General features: G+C 67.2%; 11 protein-coding genes. 7 read left to right on the top strand and 4 right to left on the bottom strand.

Translation table 11 applies throughout. The annotated features are described in order from the left end of the window. The first annotated feature begins 53 nt into the window (after positions 1–53). Entirely contained in the window at positions 54–1,253 is a 1,200-nt protein-coding gene (gene ppk2 / locus AC1RTA_RS01030; protein ID WP_014235776.1) for a polyphosphate kinase 2, read from the top strand. A 78-nt stretch (positions 1,254–1,331) separates the two neighbouring features. Here ppk2 and hemL read toward each other — a convergent pair whose 3' ends face one another. The 3 genes from hemL to thiD are packed head-to-tail and all read right to left on the bottom strand — an operon-like array spanning position 1,332 to position 4,087. Further along, positions 1,332–2,615: a glutamate-1-semialdehyde 2,1-aminomutase gene (gene hemL, locus AC1RTA_RS01025; RefSeq protein ID WP_014235775.1), complete on the bottom strand. Its 1,284-nt coding sequence runs from the start codon at positions 2,613–2,615 to the stop codon at positions 1,332–1,334. After that, positions 2,602–3,252 carry a thiamine phosphate synthase gene (gene thiE, locus AC1RTA_RS01020; protein WP_492783745.1) on the bottom strand — a complete coding sequence of 217 codons (651 nt, stop codon included), beginning with the start codon at positions 3,250–3,252 and terminating at the stop codon, positions 2,602–2,604. The genes hemL and thiE overlap by 14 nt, the downstream gene beginning before the upstream one ends. Next, positions 3,245–4,087 carry a bifunctional hydroxymethylpyrimidine kinase/phosphomethylpyrimidine kinase gene (gene thiD, locus AC1RTA_RS01015; protein ID WP_014235773.1) on the bottom strand — a complete coding sequence of 281 codons (843 nt, stop codon included), beginning with the start codon at positions 4,085–4,087 and terminating at the stop codon, positions 3,245–3,247. The genes thiE and thiD overlap by 8 nt, the downstream gene beginning before the upstream one ends. Before the next feature lie 139 nt (positions 4,088–4,226). Between thiD and AC1RTA_RS01010 the strand changes: the two genes are divergently transcribed. The 6 genes from AC1RTA_RS01010 to AC1RTA_RS00985 all read left to right on the top strand — a co-directional run bounded on the left by AC1RTA_RS01010 (position 4,227) and on the right by AC1RTA_RS00985 (position 14,210). Then, positions 4,227–4,379, top strand: coding sequence for a rubredoxin (locus AC1RTA_RS01010; RefSeq protein ID WP_043797679.1), 153 nt, complete (start codon positions 4,227–4,229; stop codon positions 4,377–4,379). A gap of 126 nt (positions 4,380–4,505) precedes the next feature. Continuing rightward, positions 4,506–4,868 carry a response regulator gene (locus tag AC1RTA_RS01005; protein WP_172974747.1) on the top strand — a complete coding sequence of 121 codons (363 nt, stop codon included), beginning with the start codon at positions 4,506–4,508 and terminating at the stop codon, positions 4,866–4,868. Between the two features lie 21 nt (positions 4,869–4,889). Then, a complete protein-coding gene (locus tag AC1RTA_RS01000; RefSeq protein ID WP_014235770.1) occupies positions 4,890–5,252 on the top strand; it encodes a response regulator transcription factor in 363 nt (120 codons plus the stop codon). A 14-nt stretch (positions 5,253–5,266) separates the two neighbouring features. Further along, positions 5,267–5,779, top strand: coding sequence for a chemotaxis protein CheW (locus AC1RTA_RS00995; protein ID WP_492783744.1), 513 nt, complete (start codon positions 5,267–5,269; stop codon positions 5,777–5,779). A 79-nt stretch (positions 5,780–5,858) separates the two neighbouring features. Next, positions 5,859–8,057, top strand: coding sequence for a methyl-accepting chemotaxis protein (locus AC1RTA_RS00990; RefSeq protein ID WP_492783743.1), 2,199 nt, complete (start codon positions 5,859–5,861; stop codon positions 8,055–8,057). Between the two features lie 33 nt (positions 8,058–8,090). Continuing rightward, a complete protein-coding gene (locus AC1RTA_RS00985) occupies positions 8,091–14,210 on the top strand; it encodes a hybrid sensor histidine kinase/response regulator (protein WP_492783742.1) in 6,120 nt (2,039 codons plus the stop codon). 57 nt (positions 14,211–14,267) lie between these two features. Here AC1RTA_RS00985 and AC1RTA_RS00980 read toward each other — a convergent pair whose 3' ends face one another. Then, on the bottom strand, positions 14,268–14,894 hold the full coding sequence (locus AC1RTA_RS00980) for a DUF2238 domain-containing protein (RefSeq protein WP_492783789.1): 627 nt from the start codon (positions 14,892–14,894) through the stop codon (positions 14,268–14,270). Positions 14,895–14,993: the final 99 nt, after the last annotated feature.

Below are 14,993 nucleotides of genomic sequence, written 5' to 3'. Positions count from 1 at the left end.
AAGGAGGTTGGCCCGGCGCCCCGATTCCAGCCCATGACCCGGAGAATAAATACATGGTGACAAAGGTCAGCAAGCCCGCAACCCGCAAGTCCGCCGCCCTCGGCAACACCGCTCCCAAGGCCGCCACCAAGGTGGTGGCCAAGCCCCGCCCCAGCCGCGCCCGCCCGGTGAAGAGCGGCGACGTGGCCCCGGCCCACAGCCCTGCCGGCGTAGAGAGTTTCGAAGTCGGCCAGGCCGTGGCCGCCGCCCAGAATTCCAAGGTCGTCGCCATGCGCGACATCCTCAGCCGTACCCAGGGCACCGACCTCAAGTCCGTGGCCAAGACCCTGGAAGCCATTGTCGCCGGCGCTTCCCCCGACGACGTGAAGATGCTGCGGGACACCCTGTTCAAGGATGAGGTGCCGGCGGACAAGCTGCCGGTGAGCCCGGACGACCAGCTTTCCGACGAGTGGCGCACCGGCGGCTATCCCTACAAGAACCTGATGACCCGCAAGAACTACGAGAAGCAGAAGTACCGCCTGCAGGTGGAACTACTGAAGCTCCAGGCCTGGGTCAAGGAAACCGGGCAGCGGGTGGTGATCCTCTTCGAAGGCCGGGACGCGGCCGGCAAGGGGGGCGCCATCAAGCGTTTCACCGAGCACCTGAATCCCCGGGGCGCCCGGGTGGTGGCCCTGGAAAAGCCCTCGGAAGTGGAGCGGGGCCAGTGGTATTTCCAGCGCTACATCCAGCACCTGCCCACCGCCGGCGAGATCGTCATGTTCGACCGCTCCTGGTACAACCGGGCCGGGGTGGAGCGGGTCATGGGCTTCTGCGACCAGGATGAGTACGCCGAGTTCATGCGCCAGTGCCCCGAGTTCGAGCGCAACCTGGCCCGCAGCGGCATCCACCTGATCAAGTTCTGGTTCTCCGTCAGCCGGGCCGAACAGCGCCGCCGTTTCAAGGAGCGGGAAACCCATCCCCTGAAGCAGTGGAAGCTCTCCCCCATCGACCTGGCCTCCCTGGATAAATGGGAGGACTACACCAAGGCCAAGGAGGCCATGTTCTTCTACACCGACACGGCCGACTCCCCGTGGACCGTGGTCAAGTCCGACTGCAAGAAGCGGGCGCGGCTCAATGCCATGCGCTACATCCTGCACAAGCTGCCCTACAAGAATAAGGACGTGGAGCGCATCGGCCCCCTGGACCCCCTGCTGGTGGGCCGGGCCAACGTGGTGTACGAACGGGGCGAACACGAAGGCACGGCGATTCTGTAAGCACCGGCATCCGCCAAAGAAAAAGCCCGCTCGTTTGAGCGGGCTTTTTTACGTCCGGCAGTCGCTCCGGCGCGAGGCTCAGACGCCCTTGGCGAAAATGGCCTCGGCTGCGGCGATGGTGGCGGCGATGTCGGCTTCCGTGTGGGCGGCGGAGACGAAGCCGGCTTCAAAGGCGGAAGGCGCCAGGTAGTGGCCGGCCTCCAGCATGGCGTGGAAGAAGCGGTTGAAGGCCTCCTTGTCGCACTGCATCACCTCGGCGAAGGAGGTGGGCGGGGTGGCGCTGAAGTACAGGCCGAACATGCCGCCCACGCTCTGGGCGCAGAAGGTGACGCCGTGCTTCTTGGCGGCGGCGGTGAGGCCGTCGGTGAGCTGCTTGGTGCGGGCGGCCAGGCTGTCGTAGAAGCCGGGGGCCCGGGTGGCCTTGAGGGTGACCAGGCCGGCGGCCACTGCCACCGGGTTGCCGGAGAGGGTGCCGGCCTGATACACCGGCCCCAGAGGGGCGATCTTTTCCATGATCTCCCGCTTGCCGCCGAAGGCCGCCACCGGCATGCCGCCGCCGATGACCTTGCCCAGGGTGGTGAGGTCCGGGGTGATGCCGAAGAGGCCCTGGGCGCACTGGGGGCCGACGCGGAAGCCGGTCATGACCTCGTCGAAGATGAGCACGGCGCCGTGCTTGCTGCACAGCTCGCGCATGGCCTGCATGAATTCGGGCTTGGGCGCGATCAGGTTCATGTTGCCGGCCACCGGCTCGACGATGACGGCGGCGATTTCGCTGCCCTGCTTGGCAAAGGCTTCGGCCAGTTGTTCGGCATTGTTGTATTCGAGCACCAGGGTGTGCTTGGCCACGTCGGCGGGGACGCCGCCGGAGGAGGGATTGCCGAAGGTCAGCAGGCCGGAACCGGCCTTCACCAGCAGGCTGTCGGAATGGCCGTGGTAGCAGCCCTCGAACTTCACCAGCAGGTCCCGGCCGGTATGGCCCCGGGCCAGGCGGATGGCGCTCATGGTGGCTTCGGTGCCGGAGGAAACCAGGCGCACCATGTCCAGGGAGGGCAGGATGTCGCAGAGCAGGTCGGCGATCTCGATCTCGGCCTCGGTAGGGGCGCCGAAGGACAGGCCCAGGGCGGCGGCCTCCTGCACGGCCTTGACCGTGGGGGCGTGGGCGTGGCCCAGGATCAGGGGGCCCCAGGAACCGACGTAATCCAGGTAGCTCTTGCCTTCCGCATCCCACACCCGGGGGCCTTCGCCGCGGGTGAAGAAGCGGGGGGCGCCGCCGACGGAGCGGAAGGCCCGCACGGGGGAATTCACGCCGCCGGGAATGTGGCGTTGGGCGGCATCGAAGAGTTGCTGGTTACGAGAGCTCATGGGCAGCACTTTCTGCAAAAAGACGTTGATAGGCGGCGGCCCGGGCGGTCACGTCCGGGGCCTCGAACAAATCGGTGATGACGGCGATGAACTGGGCGCCGGCGGCGATGACCGGGGCGGCGTTGTCCAGGGTGATGCCGCCGATGGCGGCGACCTGTACGCCAGGCAGCTCCTGGCGGGCCCGGGTGACCAGGTTGAAAGGCGCCCGGGGTGCCTGGGGCTTGGTCGGGGAGGCGTACATGGCGCCGAAGGCGACGTAGTTGGCGCCGGCCGCGGCGGCGGCCTGGGCCCGGGCGAAATCGGCGTAGCAGGAGGCGCCGATGAGCTTGTCGGGGCCCAACAGGGCGCGGGCGGCGGCCAGGTCCCCGTCCTCGCCGCCGAGATGGACGCCGTCGGCATCCACTTCCCGGGCCAGGGCTGCATCGTCGTTGATGATGAGGCGTGTGCCGTGGCGGCGGCACAGGGCCCGCAGGGCGGTGGCCTGCTCCCGGCGGCGGACGGAGTCGCCGCTCTTGTCCCGGTACTGCAGCAGGGGAATACCGGCAGCCAGGGCTGCCTCGGCCAGCATCAGCAGACGCGGCGTCTCCAGGCCGTCGGGGGTGACGGCGTAAAGGCCGGGGCGGGGGCGCTTAAGCATCGCCCTCTCTGCCCTCTTCCGGCGCCCGGGCCCAGAAGAAGCGGTCCGGGATGTACTGGCCCATGCCGGGGCGGAAGCCGGCGGCCAGGGCCTGCCAGGTGTACTCCTGGGCGTCCCGCACCGCGTCGCCCAGCTCCAGGCCGTTGGCCAGGTTGGCGGCGATGGCGGAGGCCAGGGTGCAGCCGGAGCCGTGGTAGCTGCCTGGCAGGCGCTCCCAGCGGTCGGCCCGCACCATGCCGTGCTCGTTGTAGAGGGTGTTGATGACCTGGCCGGTGTTTTCGTGGGTGCCCGTGAGCAGCACGTATTCGCAGCCGTAGCTGACCAGGCGGCGGGCGCACTCCTCCAGTTCCGGCTCCTCCTCGTCCTCCTCGGCTAGGCGGCGGGCCTCCAGGCTGTTGGGGGTGAGGATGGTGGTCTGGGGCAGCAGCAGTTCCTTCATGGCGGCGATGAGGTCCTCCGTCGCCAGCTCGTCGCCCCGGCCGGAGGCCAGCACCGGGTCCAGGATCAGGGGAATGTGGGGATAGTCGGAGACGATCTCGGCGATGGCCGCCACGTTTTCCACGCTGCCGATGAGGCCGATCTTGAAGGCGGCCACCGGCATGTCCTCCAGCAGGGAGCGGGCCTGGTCCTCGACCCAGTCCGGCTCCATGGGCAGGACCGCATCCACCCCGGCGGTGTCCTGGACGGTGATGGCGGTGATCACCGAGAGGGGGTGGCAGCCCATGCTGGCCAGGGTCAGGATGTCCGCCTGGACGCCGGCGCCGCCGGTGGGGTCGGAGGCGGCAAAGGTGAGGACAATGGGGGGCGACAGCTGGGGGGAGGGGTTTTGTGGCATTGCAGCACGCTTTCTGCCTTTCGGCGGCGCAGCGCTTTGGGTAAGATCAAGGGCCCCGATTCTAGCCTAAAACCCCCTTCCGAGCTTTGATATGACCCAGCCTGAATCCACCCCGCCAGGAGGTCCTTACCGGACCTGGATGTGCCAGATTTGCGGTTTCATCTACGACGAGGCCGCCGGACTGCCGGAAGAGGGCATCGCCCCCGGTACCCGCTGGCAAGACATTCCCATGAACTGGGTCTGTCCCGAGTGCGATGCGCGCAAGGAAGACTTCGAAATGGTGGAAATCTAGGAAAATCCCGGGCGAAGGTTTAGTATTGCTGCATAAAATCCAGAAGCCCCGGCTGGTTCCGGGGTAATCGAGAGATCTTGGGAGGTTGATTTGCCGGATGCCACTGCCCAGCGCGGCGTGAAAGTGATGGTGATTGACGATAGCAATACCATCCGTCGCAGCGCTGAAATCTTCCTGGTGCAGGCAGGATGCCAGGTGGTGCTGGCCGAGGACGGGTTCGATGCCCTGGCCAAGATCGCCGACCACCAACCAGACATAGTCTTCTGCGACATCATGATGCCCCGTCTGGACGGTTACCAGACCTGCGCCCTGATCAAGAAAAACGCCCGTTTCCGCAACACCCCGGTGATCATGCTGTCCTCCAAGGACGGCCTTTTCGACCGGGCCCGGGGGCGTATGGTCGGTTCCGACCAGTACCTCACCAAGCCCTTTACCAAAGACAGTTTGCTGCAGGCTGTGGCCACCTACGGGCCCCAGCAGGTTCAATAAGCGTTAGCCGAGAGAGTCCCTATGCCCGTCAAGAAAATCCTCGTGGTGGACGATTCCCCCACCGAACGTCACTTCATGGTCGAAATCCTCACCAAGAACGGTTACCAGGTGGTTACCGCCGAAAACGGTGAGGACGGCATCGCCAAGGCCAAGGCCGAAAAGCCCGACCTGGTGCTGATGGATGTGGTGATGCCCGGCCTCAACGGCTACCAGGCCACCCGTACCCTGACCCGGGACGACGACACCAAGGACATTCCGGTCATCGTCTGCACCTCCAAGGGCCAGGAAACGGACAAGATCTGGGGGCTGCGCCAGGGTGCCCAGGACTACCTGGTGAAACCGGTCAACGCCGAAGAGCTGCTCGCCAAGATCGCCGCACTCTAGGAGGCTGGGGCGGCATGGCCAGAAAAATCAGCCTGCGGCAGTTCCAGGAACACCTGGCGGCACGCCTGTCCAGCGCCGCCCGCGGGCAGGCCGCGGCCGGCCTGCTCGGGGTCCAGGCGGGGAGCCGCCTGTGGCTGCTCAACCTGTCCGATTCGGGGGAAATCATTCCCTCCCCCCATCTGGCTCCCGTGCCCCTGACCAAGCCCTGGTTCGCCGGTATCGCCAACATCCGCGGCAGCCTCTATTCGGTGGCCGACCTTTCCGCCTTCCTCGGCGGCGATCCCACCCCCTACAACGCCAACGTCCGCCTGCTTCTGGTGGGCACCCGCTACGGCTCCAACGCCGCCCTGCTGGTGAACCGTTCCCTGGGGCTGAAGAACCTGGAAACCCTGACGCCTGCCGAGCCGGATGCCTCCCTCCCTGTCTGGGCTCGCGAGTGCTACACGGATGGCGACGGACGGACCTGGCACAAGCTGAACCTGAAGGAACTCCTGGCCGACCCCGATTTCATGCAGATCGGCGCCTGATCACGGATTTTCCCAACCAACAATAAACGAACCGCTCCGCAACACTAGGTTGCAAAAGCACTGAGAACTGGAGAACACCATGGCGTTCAAACTTAAGCTACCCGCCTTTTCTTTCGGCAAGGGTCAGAAAAAGTCCGCCGCACCTGTGGGCGAGGAAACCCTCGCCGCCCCCACCCGGGTAATGGAAGTTCCGGTGGCCAAACCGGCCAAGGAAAAGAAGCCGAAGGAGCCGGCTGCGGCCCTGACCGACTTCCTCGGCCAGTATCCGGTCGTCAAGCAGTTGCAGATTCTCGGTTCGGTGCTGCTGGTGGTGATGCTGTTCATCGCCGGCCTGGTTTATCACGACAACCGGGAATCCACCTACGGCACCGTCTATGTGGCGGCGGCCGGTGAAATGCGCATGCTCTCCCAGCGCCTGGCCAAGGATGCGGCCCAGGCCCTGCAGGGTACGCCGGTGGCCTTCGAACACCTGAAGACCTCCCGCGAATCCTTTGCCCGCCTGCTGGAACGCCTCTCCCAGGGCGGTGAAATCACCGAAGTGGCGGTACCCCCCTCCCCCGATGGCGTGCAGCCCCAGTTGCAGGCCCTGATGAGCGAGTGGGAAAAGACCGACAAGAACGCCACCCGCCTGCTGGAAATGGAAAAGAACCTGGTGAACCTGGGTAAGGACGTGGCCATCATCGCCAGCAAGAATCCCCAGCTGCTGGAACTGTCCGAACAGGTGGCCGCCCTCAAGCTGCAATCCGGCGGCGGTGCCCGGGAAATCGCCGCGGCCAACCAGATGGTGATGCTGACCCAGCGTATCGCCAAGAACGCCTCCGCCCTGCTGGTGGGCGATGCCATCGACCCGGAAGTGGCCTTCCTGCTGGGCAAGGACACCAACTCCTTCCGCGACCTGCTGAACGGCCTGATCAAGGGTAACGAAACCCTCAAGGCTGCCGCCGACGGCGACACCCGCACCAAGCTGGGCGAGCTGGAAGGCGCCTTCAAGGAATACCAGGACGCCGTGTCCGGCATTCTCGGCAACATGCAGCGCCTGGTGCTGGCCAAGCAGTCCGGTTCCGCCATCTTCAAGGATTCGGACGAACTGCTGGCAGCCACCGACAAGCTGGCCGACGCCTACCAGGCCGAACTGGCCGAGCGGGCCCTGTACATCGTCATCCTGGTGGTGATGGTGCTGGTGGCCCTGGGGGCCCTGGTGCTGATGGCCAAGATCTACCTGGAAGACTCCCGCCGCCGTGCCGAGGAAGCCGAGCGCCTGCGCCTGGAATCCGAGCAGCTTAACCGCCAGAACCAGGACGCCATCCTGCGCCTGATGAACGAACTGGGCGACCTGGCCGACGGCGACCTGACCGTCACCGCCACCGTGTCCGAGGACATCACCGGCGCCATCGCCGACTCCATCAACTACACCATTGAAGAACTGCGCGTGCTGGTGGGCCGCATCAACGACGCCGCCAACCGGGTGACCCTGGCCACCGAAATGGCCCGCAAGACCTCCGAGGAACTGCTGGCCGCTGCCGAGCGCCAGTCCAAGGAAATTGAGGAAGCCGGCCGCTCCGTCCTGACCATGGCCAGTTCCATGAACCAGGTGTCCTCCGACGCCACCCAGTCGGCCCAGGTGGCCCGCCAGTCCCTGTCCGCCGCCGAGAAGGGCGCCCAGGCCGTGCAGGATTCCATCAAGGGCATGAACGAAATTCGCGAACAGATCCAGGAAACGGCAAAGCGGATCAAGCGCCTGGGCGAAAGCTCCCAGGAGATCGGCGAAATCGTGGAACTGATTTCCGACATTACCGAACAGACCAACGTGCTGGCCCTGAACGCCGCCATTCAGGCCGCCTCCGCCGGCGAGGCCGGCCGCGGCTTCACGGTGGTGGCAGAAGAAGTGCAGCGCCTGGCCGAACGTTCCGCCGAAGCCACGAAGCAGATTGCGGCCATTGTGAAGACCATTCAGACCGATACCCAGGATGCGGTTTCCGCCATGGAAGAATCGACCCAGGGTGTGGTGGAAGGGGCCAAGCTGTCCGATGCGGCCGGTCAGGCACTGGCCGAGATCGGTTCCGTGTCCCAGAACCTGGCCAGCCTGATTGAGAACATCTCCAGCGCCACCCAGCAGCAGGCCCAGTCCGCAGCCGGCGTGGCCGAGACCATGAAGGACATCCTCAACGTGACCGAACAGACCACCGCCGGTACCAAGCAGACGGCCGAGGCCGTGGGCGAACTGGCCGGTCTGGCAACCGAACTGAAGGGATCGGTGGCCGGCTTCAAGGTCGCGTAAGCGTTGTTCCGCTAATCAGAAAACAAGGTCCCCATGAGCGCAGTCACCGAATTCGACGTCGGGCCCCTCACCTGGGTGAAGGGCGAGATCGACGCCGCCCTGGAGCGGGCCGACCAGTCCCTGCAGCAGTACCTGGGCGGGGACCGGAGCGACCTGTCCCAGATCAAGTTCGGCCGCACCCATCTGCACCAGGTCCATGGTGCCCTGGCCATTGTCGGCCTGGACGGGGTGACCCAGTTCACCGAAGCCCTGGAAGCCTTCCTGGCCGACCTGGAGTCGGGCAAGCGCCCGGCCGACGATGCCTCCGTCGATCTGGTGCGGCGTTCCCTGCAGGCCATCCGCCACTACCTGGACGACCTGCTCAACGGTGAGCCCAACCAGCCCCTGCGCCTGTGGGACCTGTACCAGTCCGTGCAGCAGGCCCGGGGCCTGGAGCGGGTCAATCCCACCGACCTCTTCTTCCCCGACCTGGCGGTGCGTCCGCCCCGGCGCCAGGCTGCCGCCCTGCCGCCGGCCGAGCTGAACAAGCGCCTGCGGGCCGAGCGCAGCCGGTTCCAGCGGGGCCTGCTGGCCTGGCTGCGCGGCGACCGCGCCGGCCTGGCCCTGATGCGCGATGCCATCACCGCCATCGAGGCCACCCAGGATCTGCCCGCCGCCCGCTCCTTCTGGTGGGTGGCCCAGGGCTTCATCACCGCCCTGGCCGAAGGCGCCGTCACCGGCGAGAACGACATCAAGCAGCTGTGCGCCCGCATCGACCTGCAGATCCGCCGGCTCATCGAAGGCTCCCGCAATTTCGCCGAGCGCCTGATGCGCGACGCCCTCTATCACGTCGCCGTGGCCGACAGCCAGGATGGCGTGGTGAGCGGCCTCAAGCAGTCCTTCGCCCTGGGCGACCTGCTGCCCGCCGTGGACGGCGACGGGGTGATCCACGCCACGCCGGCCCAGGAACTGGTGCTGCGCCGCCTGCGCGAGCACATCGCCGCCGCCGAGGAGGCCTGGGGCAAGTTCTGCGCCGGCACCGGCTCCGCCCTGCCGACCTTCCGCGAACAGGTGGGCCATCTGGCCCAAGGCGCGGAGCAGCTGGGCCAGCACGACTTCCACCGCCTCTGCAAAGCCCTGCTGGGCACCGCCAACTGGCTGGTGGAAAAGCCCGCCCGCCATAGCGAGGTGATGGGCATGGAACTGGCCACCGGCATTCTGCTGGCGGCCAATGCCCAGGAGAATTTCGAGCACCTGGGCCAGGATTTCGCCCACCAGGTGGACGTCATGGTGGCCCGCCTGCACGCCTGTGTCAGCGGCCAGCCGGCCGAGACCGGGGCCGAGGTGCCGGGGCTGGACGAAATGTCCCGCCGGGCCCAGGAGCGCCTGCTCAACAGCCAGGTGGCCAAGGAAATTCAGACCAACCTGGTGCAGATCGAACAGGTGCTGGACGCCTTCTTCCGCGACGTTTCCCGCCGCGGCGATCTGGCCGGCCTGGACATGCCCCTGAAGCAGGTCACCGGCGCCCTCACCATCCTCGGCCAGGACGCGGCCGTGGCCACCCTGGCCGATTGCAGCGCCCGCATCGCCCGCTTCTCCGCCCCCGACTACGAGCCGGTGGAGGCCGATTTCGAGGCCGTAGCCAGCCAGCTTTCCGCCCTCGGCTTCTTCGTCGAAGCCCTGCCCCGGGAACTGGCCAAGGGCAGCGCCGACTTCTCCGCCTTCTCCCGCGGCCTGGGGCCCCAGGGCAACCGGGAGGAGGAAGAGGTCGAAGAGGTGGTGGAAGCCGCCGCCCCGTCGGTGGAACAGGAACTGGAAAAGCAGAAGAAGGAAACCCAGGCCCTGATGGAGGCGCTGAAGGAACAGCCCGCCGACGCCAACCTGCGCCAGGAACTGAAGCAGAACCTGGAGTCCCTGCAGAAGGATGCAGACCTGGTGGCCGACAAGGCCCTGGGACAGCAGGCAAAGGCAGCCCTGTCGGCCCTGGAGGCCGCGCCCCACCTGGATGCCGCCGCCCCTGCCCTGGATGCGGCCCTGGCCGAGATCAAGCCCCAGGTGGCTGCCGCCCCGGCGCCGTCCGCCGAAACCATCAAGCTGACCCAGGCCTCGGAAGAGGAGCTGGACGCGGAGCTGCTCTCCATCTTCCTGGAAGAGGCCCAGGAAGTGCTCGGCACCATCGGCAGCCACATCGGCCTGCTGCGGGAGCAGCCCCACAACGTCGATTTCCTCACCACCATCCGCCGCAGCTTCCACACCCTCAAGGGCAGCGGCCGCATGGTCGGCCTCAAGGACCTGGGCGAGACCGCCTGGGCCATCGAGCAGGTACTCAACCTGTGGCTGCGCCAGGAATACGACGTCAGCCCGGAACTGTTCGCCCTCATCGAAGAGGCCCATGTCCTCTTCTCCGCCTGGGTCCGCTACCTGGAAACCCGGGAAGGCGGTGCCCCCGATCCCGCGGCCCTGGTGACCAAAGCCGACACCATGCGCGGGGCCGAAACCCCGCCGGCACCGGTGGCCGAGGCGGCACCGGCCTCTGCCCTGCCCGAACTGTCCCTGGAGGAGAGCACTCCCTTCGCCGACCTGGGCCTGGAGGTGGACCTGGATGGGGCCTCGGTGGACCTGACGCCCCCGGCCATGGAAGTGATGCCGGTGATCGCCAGCGACATGCGCGACTTCATGGCGGAGGCCGAGGTGCCTGCCGTGCAGGAAACCGACGCGGCGACAGCGCTCGAGGCGGTGCCGGAGATCGAGGAACTGACCCTGCCGGAACTGGAGGAAGCTCCCGTCGCCGCGACGGCCGACGTGGATCTGGCCCTGGAAGAATTGCCGGCCCTGGAGGAAGTGACGCCCGCCGCCCTGGATTTTGATTTCGACCTGGGGGATGCGGCCCCCGCGCCGGCCGCCCCGGAGGCGGCGCCAGCCATGGCAGAAGCTCGGCCGGAAGCCGGGCTGGAAGCCGCTGTCCCGGAGCTGGACGAAGAACACGAGCTCTCCGGCGATCTGGAAACCCTGGAACTGCCGCCCCTGGACGACCTGGGTGAGCTGGAGATGCCTGCCGCGGTGGAGCCGCTGCCGGAAGTCGCCGCCACCGACGAACCCATCGCCCTGACGGAACTGCCGGCCGAGCCCGCCGTCGCAGTAGCCCCCGAGTCATCGCCGCTGTCGCTGGAGAGCGAGCCTGCCCTCGACATCGCCTTCGACGGCGAAATCGAGGCTCCGTCCGAGACTGTGCCGGATATGGCCCAGGAGATCGAGCTGACGCCCCCGGCGCCCGCCGCCCAGGACATCCTGCCCGAGCTGGAGGCCGAAGAAGCGCCACCGCCGCCGCGGCCGACCCTGAAGGTCTCCTCCACCCTCTACCAGATTTTCATGGAAGAGGCCCAGGGCCACCTGGAAGCCCTGCAGCGCCAGTTCGGCCTGCTCGAGACCGACCCGGAAATGCCCACGGCCGAGCCCTTCACCCGGGCCGCCCACACCCTGGGCAGCATCGCCGGCACCATCGGCCTGGACGCCATCAACCGCCTTGGCCGGGCCCTGGAACACGCCCTACTGCGGCGCGACCAGTCGGCCCATCCGGCCAGCCTGGAAGCCCTGGAAATCATCCGTCTGGCCATCTCCTCCCTGGAGGAAATGGTGGCCAGCGTTGCCGCCCAGCAGCCGCCGGAGCCCGCCTCCCACCTGGCGGATGCCCTGGACACCCTGTTCCCCGCGGCCCTCAACGACAACGGCGATGGCAACGAAGTGCCGGCCGTGGTCAGCGCCGGCGCTCCGGCTGCAGCCCCCGCCGCCCCGCCGGTGCCGGTGCAGCTCAAGGACGACCTGGACGAGCAGCTGCTGCCCATCTTCCTCGAAGAAGCCCAGGAGCTGACCCAGAGCATCACCGAGCAGCTGCGCCTGTGGCACGACGATCCCCACGATGCCGACGTGGCCCGGGCCCTGGCCCGGCTGCTGCACACCCTCAAGGGTTCGGCTCGCATGGCCGGCGCCATGAACCTGGGGGAACTGACCCACACCCTGGAAACCCGGGTCGAGCAGGCCCACAAGGCCGGGGCGGCGGAAGCGGCCCTGATCGAGGAAATCCAGATCGCCTTCGACGCCATCGCCCAGATCGTCGAGCGCTTGGCTTCCGGTGACACTCTGGATACGCCCCTGCCGGTGGAACTGCTGGCCCTGCCGGAGACGGCGGAAGCCGATCTCGCACCGGCCATGCCGGAAACCCAGGCAGCGCCTGCCTCCGCCGAGATGCCTGCCGCGGTGGCCCAGCCGGAGCGGCCTGCAGCCGAGGCCCCGGCCACAGTGCAGGTTGCAGCGGCCGAGCCGGAGGTCGATGCGGCCGCCGCCTCCCGCGCCACCCTGCGGGTGCGCTCCGACCTGATGGACCGGCTGGTGAACGAGGCCGGTGAGCTGTCCATCGCCCGGGCCCGCATCGAAGGGGAAATGCGCAGCCTCAAGGATTCCCTGCTCGACCTGACGGAAAACGTGATCCGCCTGCGGCGCCAGCTGCGGGAGGTGGAAATCCAGGCCGAGACCCAGATCCAGGCCCGTACCGCCGAGGCCGAAGTGGCCCATGCCGGCTTCGACCCCCTGGAGTTCGACCGCTTCACCCGCTTCCAGGAACTGACCCGGATGATGGCCGAATCGGTGAACGACGTGGCCACGGTGCAGCAGAACCTGCTGAAGAACCTGGACGAAGCCAACGCCGCCATCATTGCCCAGGCCCGCCTCAACCGGGAGCTGCAGCAGTCCCTGATGAGCGTGCGCATGGTGCCCTTCAGCAGCCAGACCGAGCGTCTGCACCGCATCGTGCGGCAGACGGCGAAGGAAGTGGGCAAGCGGGCCAACCTGGAAATCGTCGGCGGTCAGGTGGAACTGGACCGGGGCGTGCTGGACAAGATGGTCGCCCCCCTGGAGCACATGCTGCGCAACTCCGTCGCCCACGGCCTGGAAAGCCGGGAAGGCCGCCTCGCCGCCGGCAAGGAAGAGATCGGCGAGATCGAACTGAAGGTGGCCCAGGAAGGCAACGAAATCATCATCACCATGGCCGACGACGGCGCCGGCCTGGACCTGCAGCGCATCCGCGCCAAGGCCGAGAGCCAGGGGCTGCTGGCTGCCGGCGAGGAGGCGGACGACGCCCGCCTGGCCGACCTGATTTTCGCTCCCGGCTTTTCCACCGCCGGCGAGGTCTCCCAGATCGCCGGCCGCGGCGTCGGCATGGACGTGGTGCGCACCGAAGTGACCAACCTGGGCGGCCGCCTGGAAATGCAGTCGGTGGCCGGCAAGGGCCTCACCTTCCGCATCTACCTGCCCCTGACCCTGGCCGTCACCCAGGCCCTCATCGTGCGCGTCGGCAACCGCCGCTACGCCATTCCCTCGGCCATGATCGCCCAGGTCCAGGAAGTGAAGGAACAGGTCCTGGCCGGTATCCGCGAGACGGGTCAGGTGGAATGGCTGGGCAACCGCTATCCCTACCACTTCCTGCCCCACCTGCTGGGCGAACCCCAGGCCCTGCCCGAAGCCCGGCGCCTGTCCTGGGTGCTGCTGCTGCGCTCCGGCACCCAGCGGGCGGCGATCCAGGTGGACGAGCTGTTCGGCAACCAGGAAATCGTGGTCAAGAACGTCGGCCCCCAGCTGGCCCGGGTGATCGGCATTGCCGGCGCCACCGTGCTCGGCGACGGCCAGGTGCTGCTGATCCTCAACCCGGTAGCCCTGGCGGCCCGCAGCGAAGCCAGCGTGGCGGTGCTCACCCCGGCGGCGCCCCTGGAGTCGGTGCCGGTGGAAGAAACGCCGGCCCAGACCCTGCCGACGGTGATGGTGGTGGACGATTCCCTCACCGTGCGCAAGATCACCAGCCGCCTGCTGTCCCGCGAGGGTTACCACGTGCTGACGGCCAAGGATGGCGTGGATGGCCTGGAGCAGCTGATCGACACCATGCCCGACGTGCTGCTGGTGGACATCGAGATGCCGCGCATGGACGGCTTCGACTTCACCCGCAACGTGCGGGCGGACGAGCGCTTGAAGCACCTGCCCATCATCATGATCACCTCCCGCACGGCGGACAAGCACCGCAACTACGCCTTCGAGATCGGGGTGAACCACTACCTGGGCAAGCCCTACCAGGAAGACGAGTTGCTGGCCCTGGTGCAGGAGTACACCAAGCGCAAGCGGGTGCACTGAGGCGGCTCGGTCTCCAAATGAAAAAGCGCGGAGCGATCCGCGCTTTTTTTTCGCCCCTCAGGCCTTCTGACGGGGCAGGGCGGCGATCTGCCGATCCTGCCAGCGGGCCAGTCCCAGCTGGGCCAGGAGAGCGCCGAGCAGGGCGCAGAACATGTCCGACTGGGTGTCCCAGGGGTCACCCTGGGTGCCGAGGAAGTCATCCGCCCCCTGGCCGAAGGCCAGGGCGGTCCACCATTCCAGCAGTTCATAGGTGGCGCTGATGGCCAGCACGACGCAGGTGACGAGGAAGAACAGCATTTTGCGCCCCCGCACATAGGCTCCCCGCAGCAGTATTTCCCGAGCGATCAGGGCCGGGGCGAAGCCCTGGAAGAGGTGGCCCAGCTTGTCGTAGGGATTGCGCTGCAGGTGCAGCCATTCGGCCACCTGTAAGCCCACGGGCACCCGGGCATAGGTGTACATGCCGCCCACCATGAGGATCACCCCATGGATGAAGATGCAGACATACAGCAGGGTGGTCAGGGGATAGCGGCACCAGATCAGGGCCAGCAGGGGCAGGGCGATCAGTACCGGCAGCACCTCCAGCAGCCAGGTGGCCCGGTCGTAGGGGCGGTAGCCGGTGAGGCCGAGCAGGGCCAGGGTGGCGGCGGCCAGGAGCAGCAACAGGGAGGTGCGGGAGGAGGTCATGGCGGACAAGATAAGCGCGGGTCCGGGCACTGTAGTGCCTTTCGCCACTCCCTGACTAGCCCGTCCCGGGATGGAAAAGGCCGGCGCCTCCTGCAGGAG

The sequence above is a fragment of the Azospira sp. MPR-E4 genome (assembly GCF_058809645.1).
This window is presented reverse-complemented; position numbering and strand designations above follow the sequence as displayed.

Coding starts and splice junctions, on each gene's coding strand:
- ppk2 (WP_014235776.1), top strand. CDS start 54: ATGGTGACAAAGGTCAGCAAGCCCGCAACCCGCAAGTCCGCCGCCCTC.
- AC1RTA_RS00995 (WP_492783744.1), top strand. CDS start 5,267: ATGGCCAGAAAAATCAGCCTGCGGCAGTTCCAGGAACACCTGGCGGCA.
- AC1RTA_RS01010 (WP_043797679.1), top strand. CDS start 4,227: ATGTGCCAGATTTGCGGTTTCATCTACGACGAGGCCGCCGGACTGCCG.
- AC1RTA_RS00985 (WP_492783742.1), top strand. CDS start 8,091: ATGAGCGCAGTCACCGAATTCGACGTCGGGCCCCTCACCTGGGTGAAG.
- AC1RTA_RS01000 (WP_014235770.1), top strand. CDS start 4,890: ATGCCCGTCAAGAAAATCCTCGTGGTGGACGATTCCCCCACCGAACGT.
- hemL (WP_014235775.1), bottom strand. CDS start 2,615: ATGAGCTCTCGTAACCAGCAACTCTTCGATGCCGCCCAACGCCACATT.
- thiE (WP_492783745.1), bottom strand. CDS start 3,252: ATGCTTAAGCGCCCCCGCCCCGGCCTTTACGCCGTCACCCCCGACGGC.
- thiD (WP_014235773.1), bottom strand. CDS start 4,087: ATGCCACAAAACCCCTCCCCCCAGCTGTCGCCCCCCATTGTCCTCACC.
- AC1RTA_RS00980 (WP_492783789.1), bottom strand. CDS start 14,894: ATGACCTCCTCCCGCACCTCCCTGTTGCTGCTCCTGGCCGCCGCCACC.
- AC1RTA_RS00990 (WP_492783743.1), top strand. CDS start 5,859: ATGGCGTTCAAACTTAAGCTACCCGCCTTTTCTTTCGGCAAGGGTCAG.
- AC1RTA_RS01005 (WP_172974747.1), top strand. CDS start 4,506: ATGGTGATTGACGATAGCAATACCATCCGTCGCAGCGCTGAAATCTTC.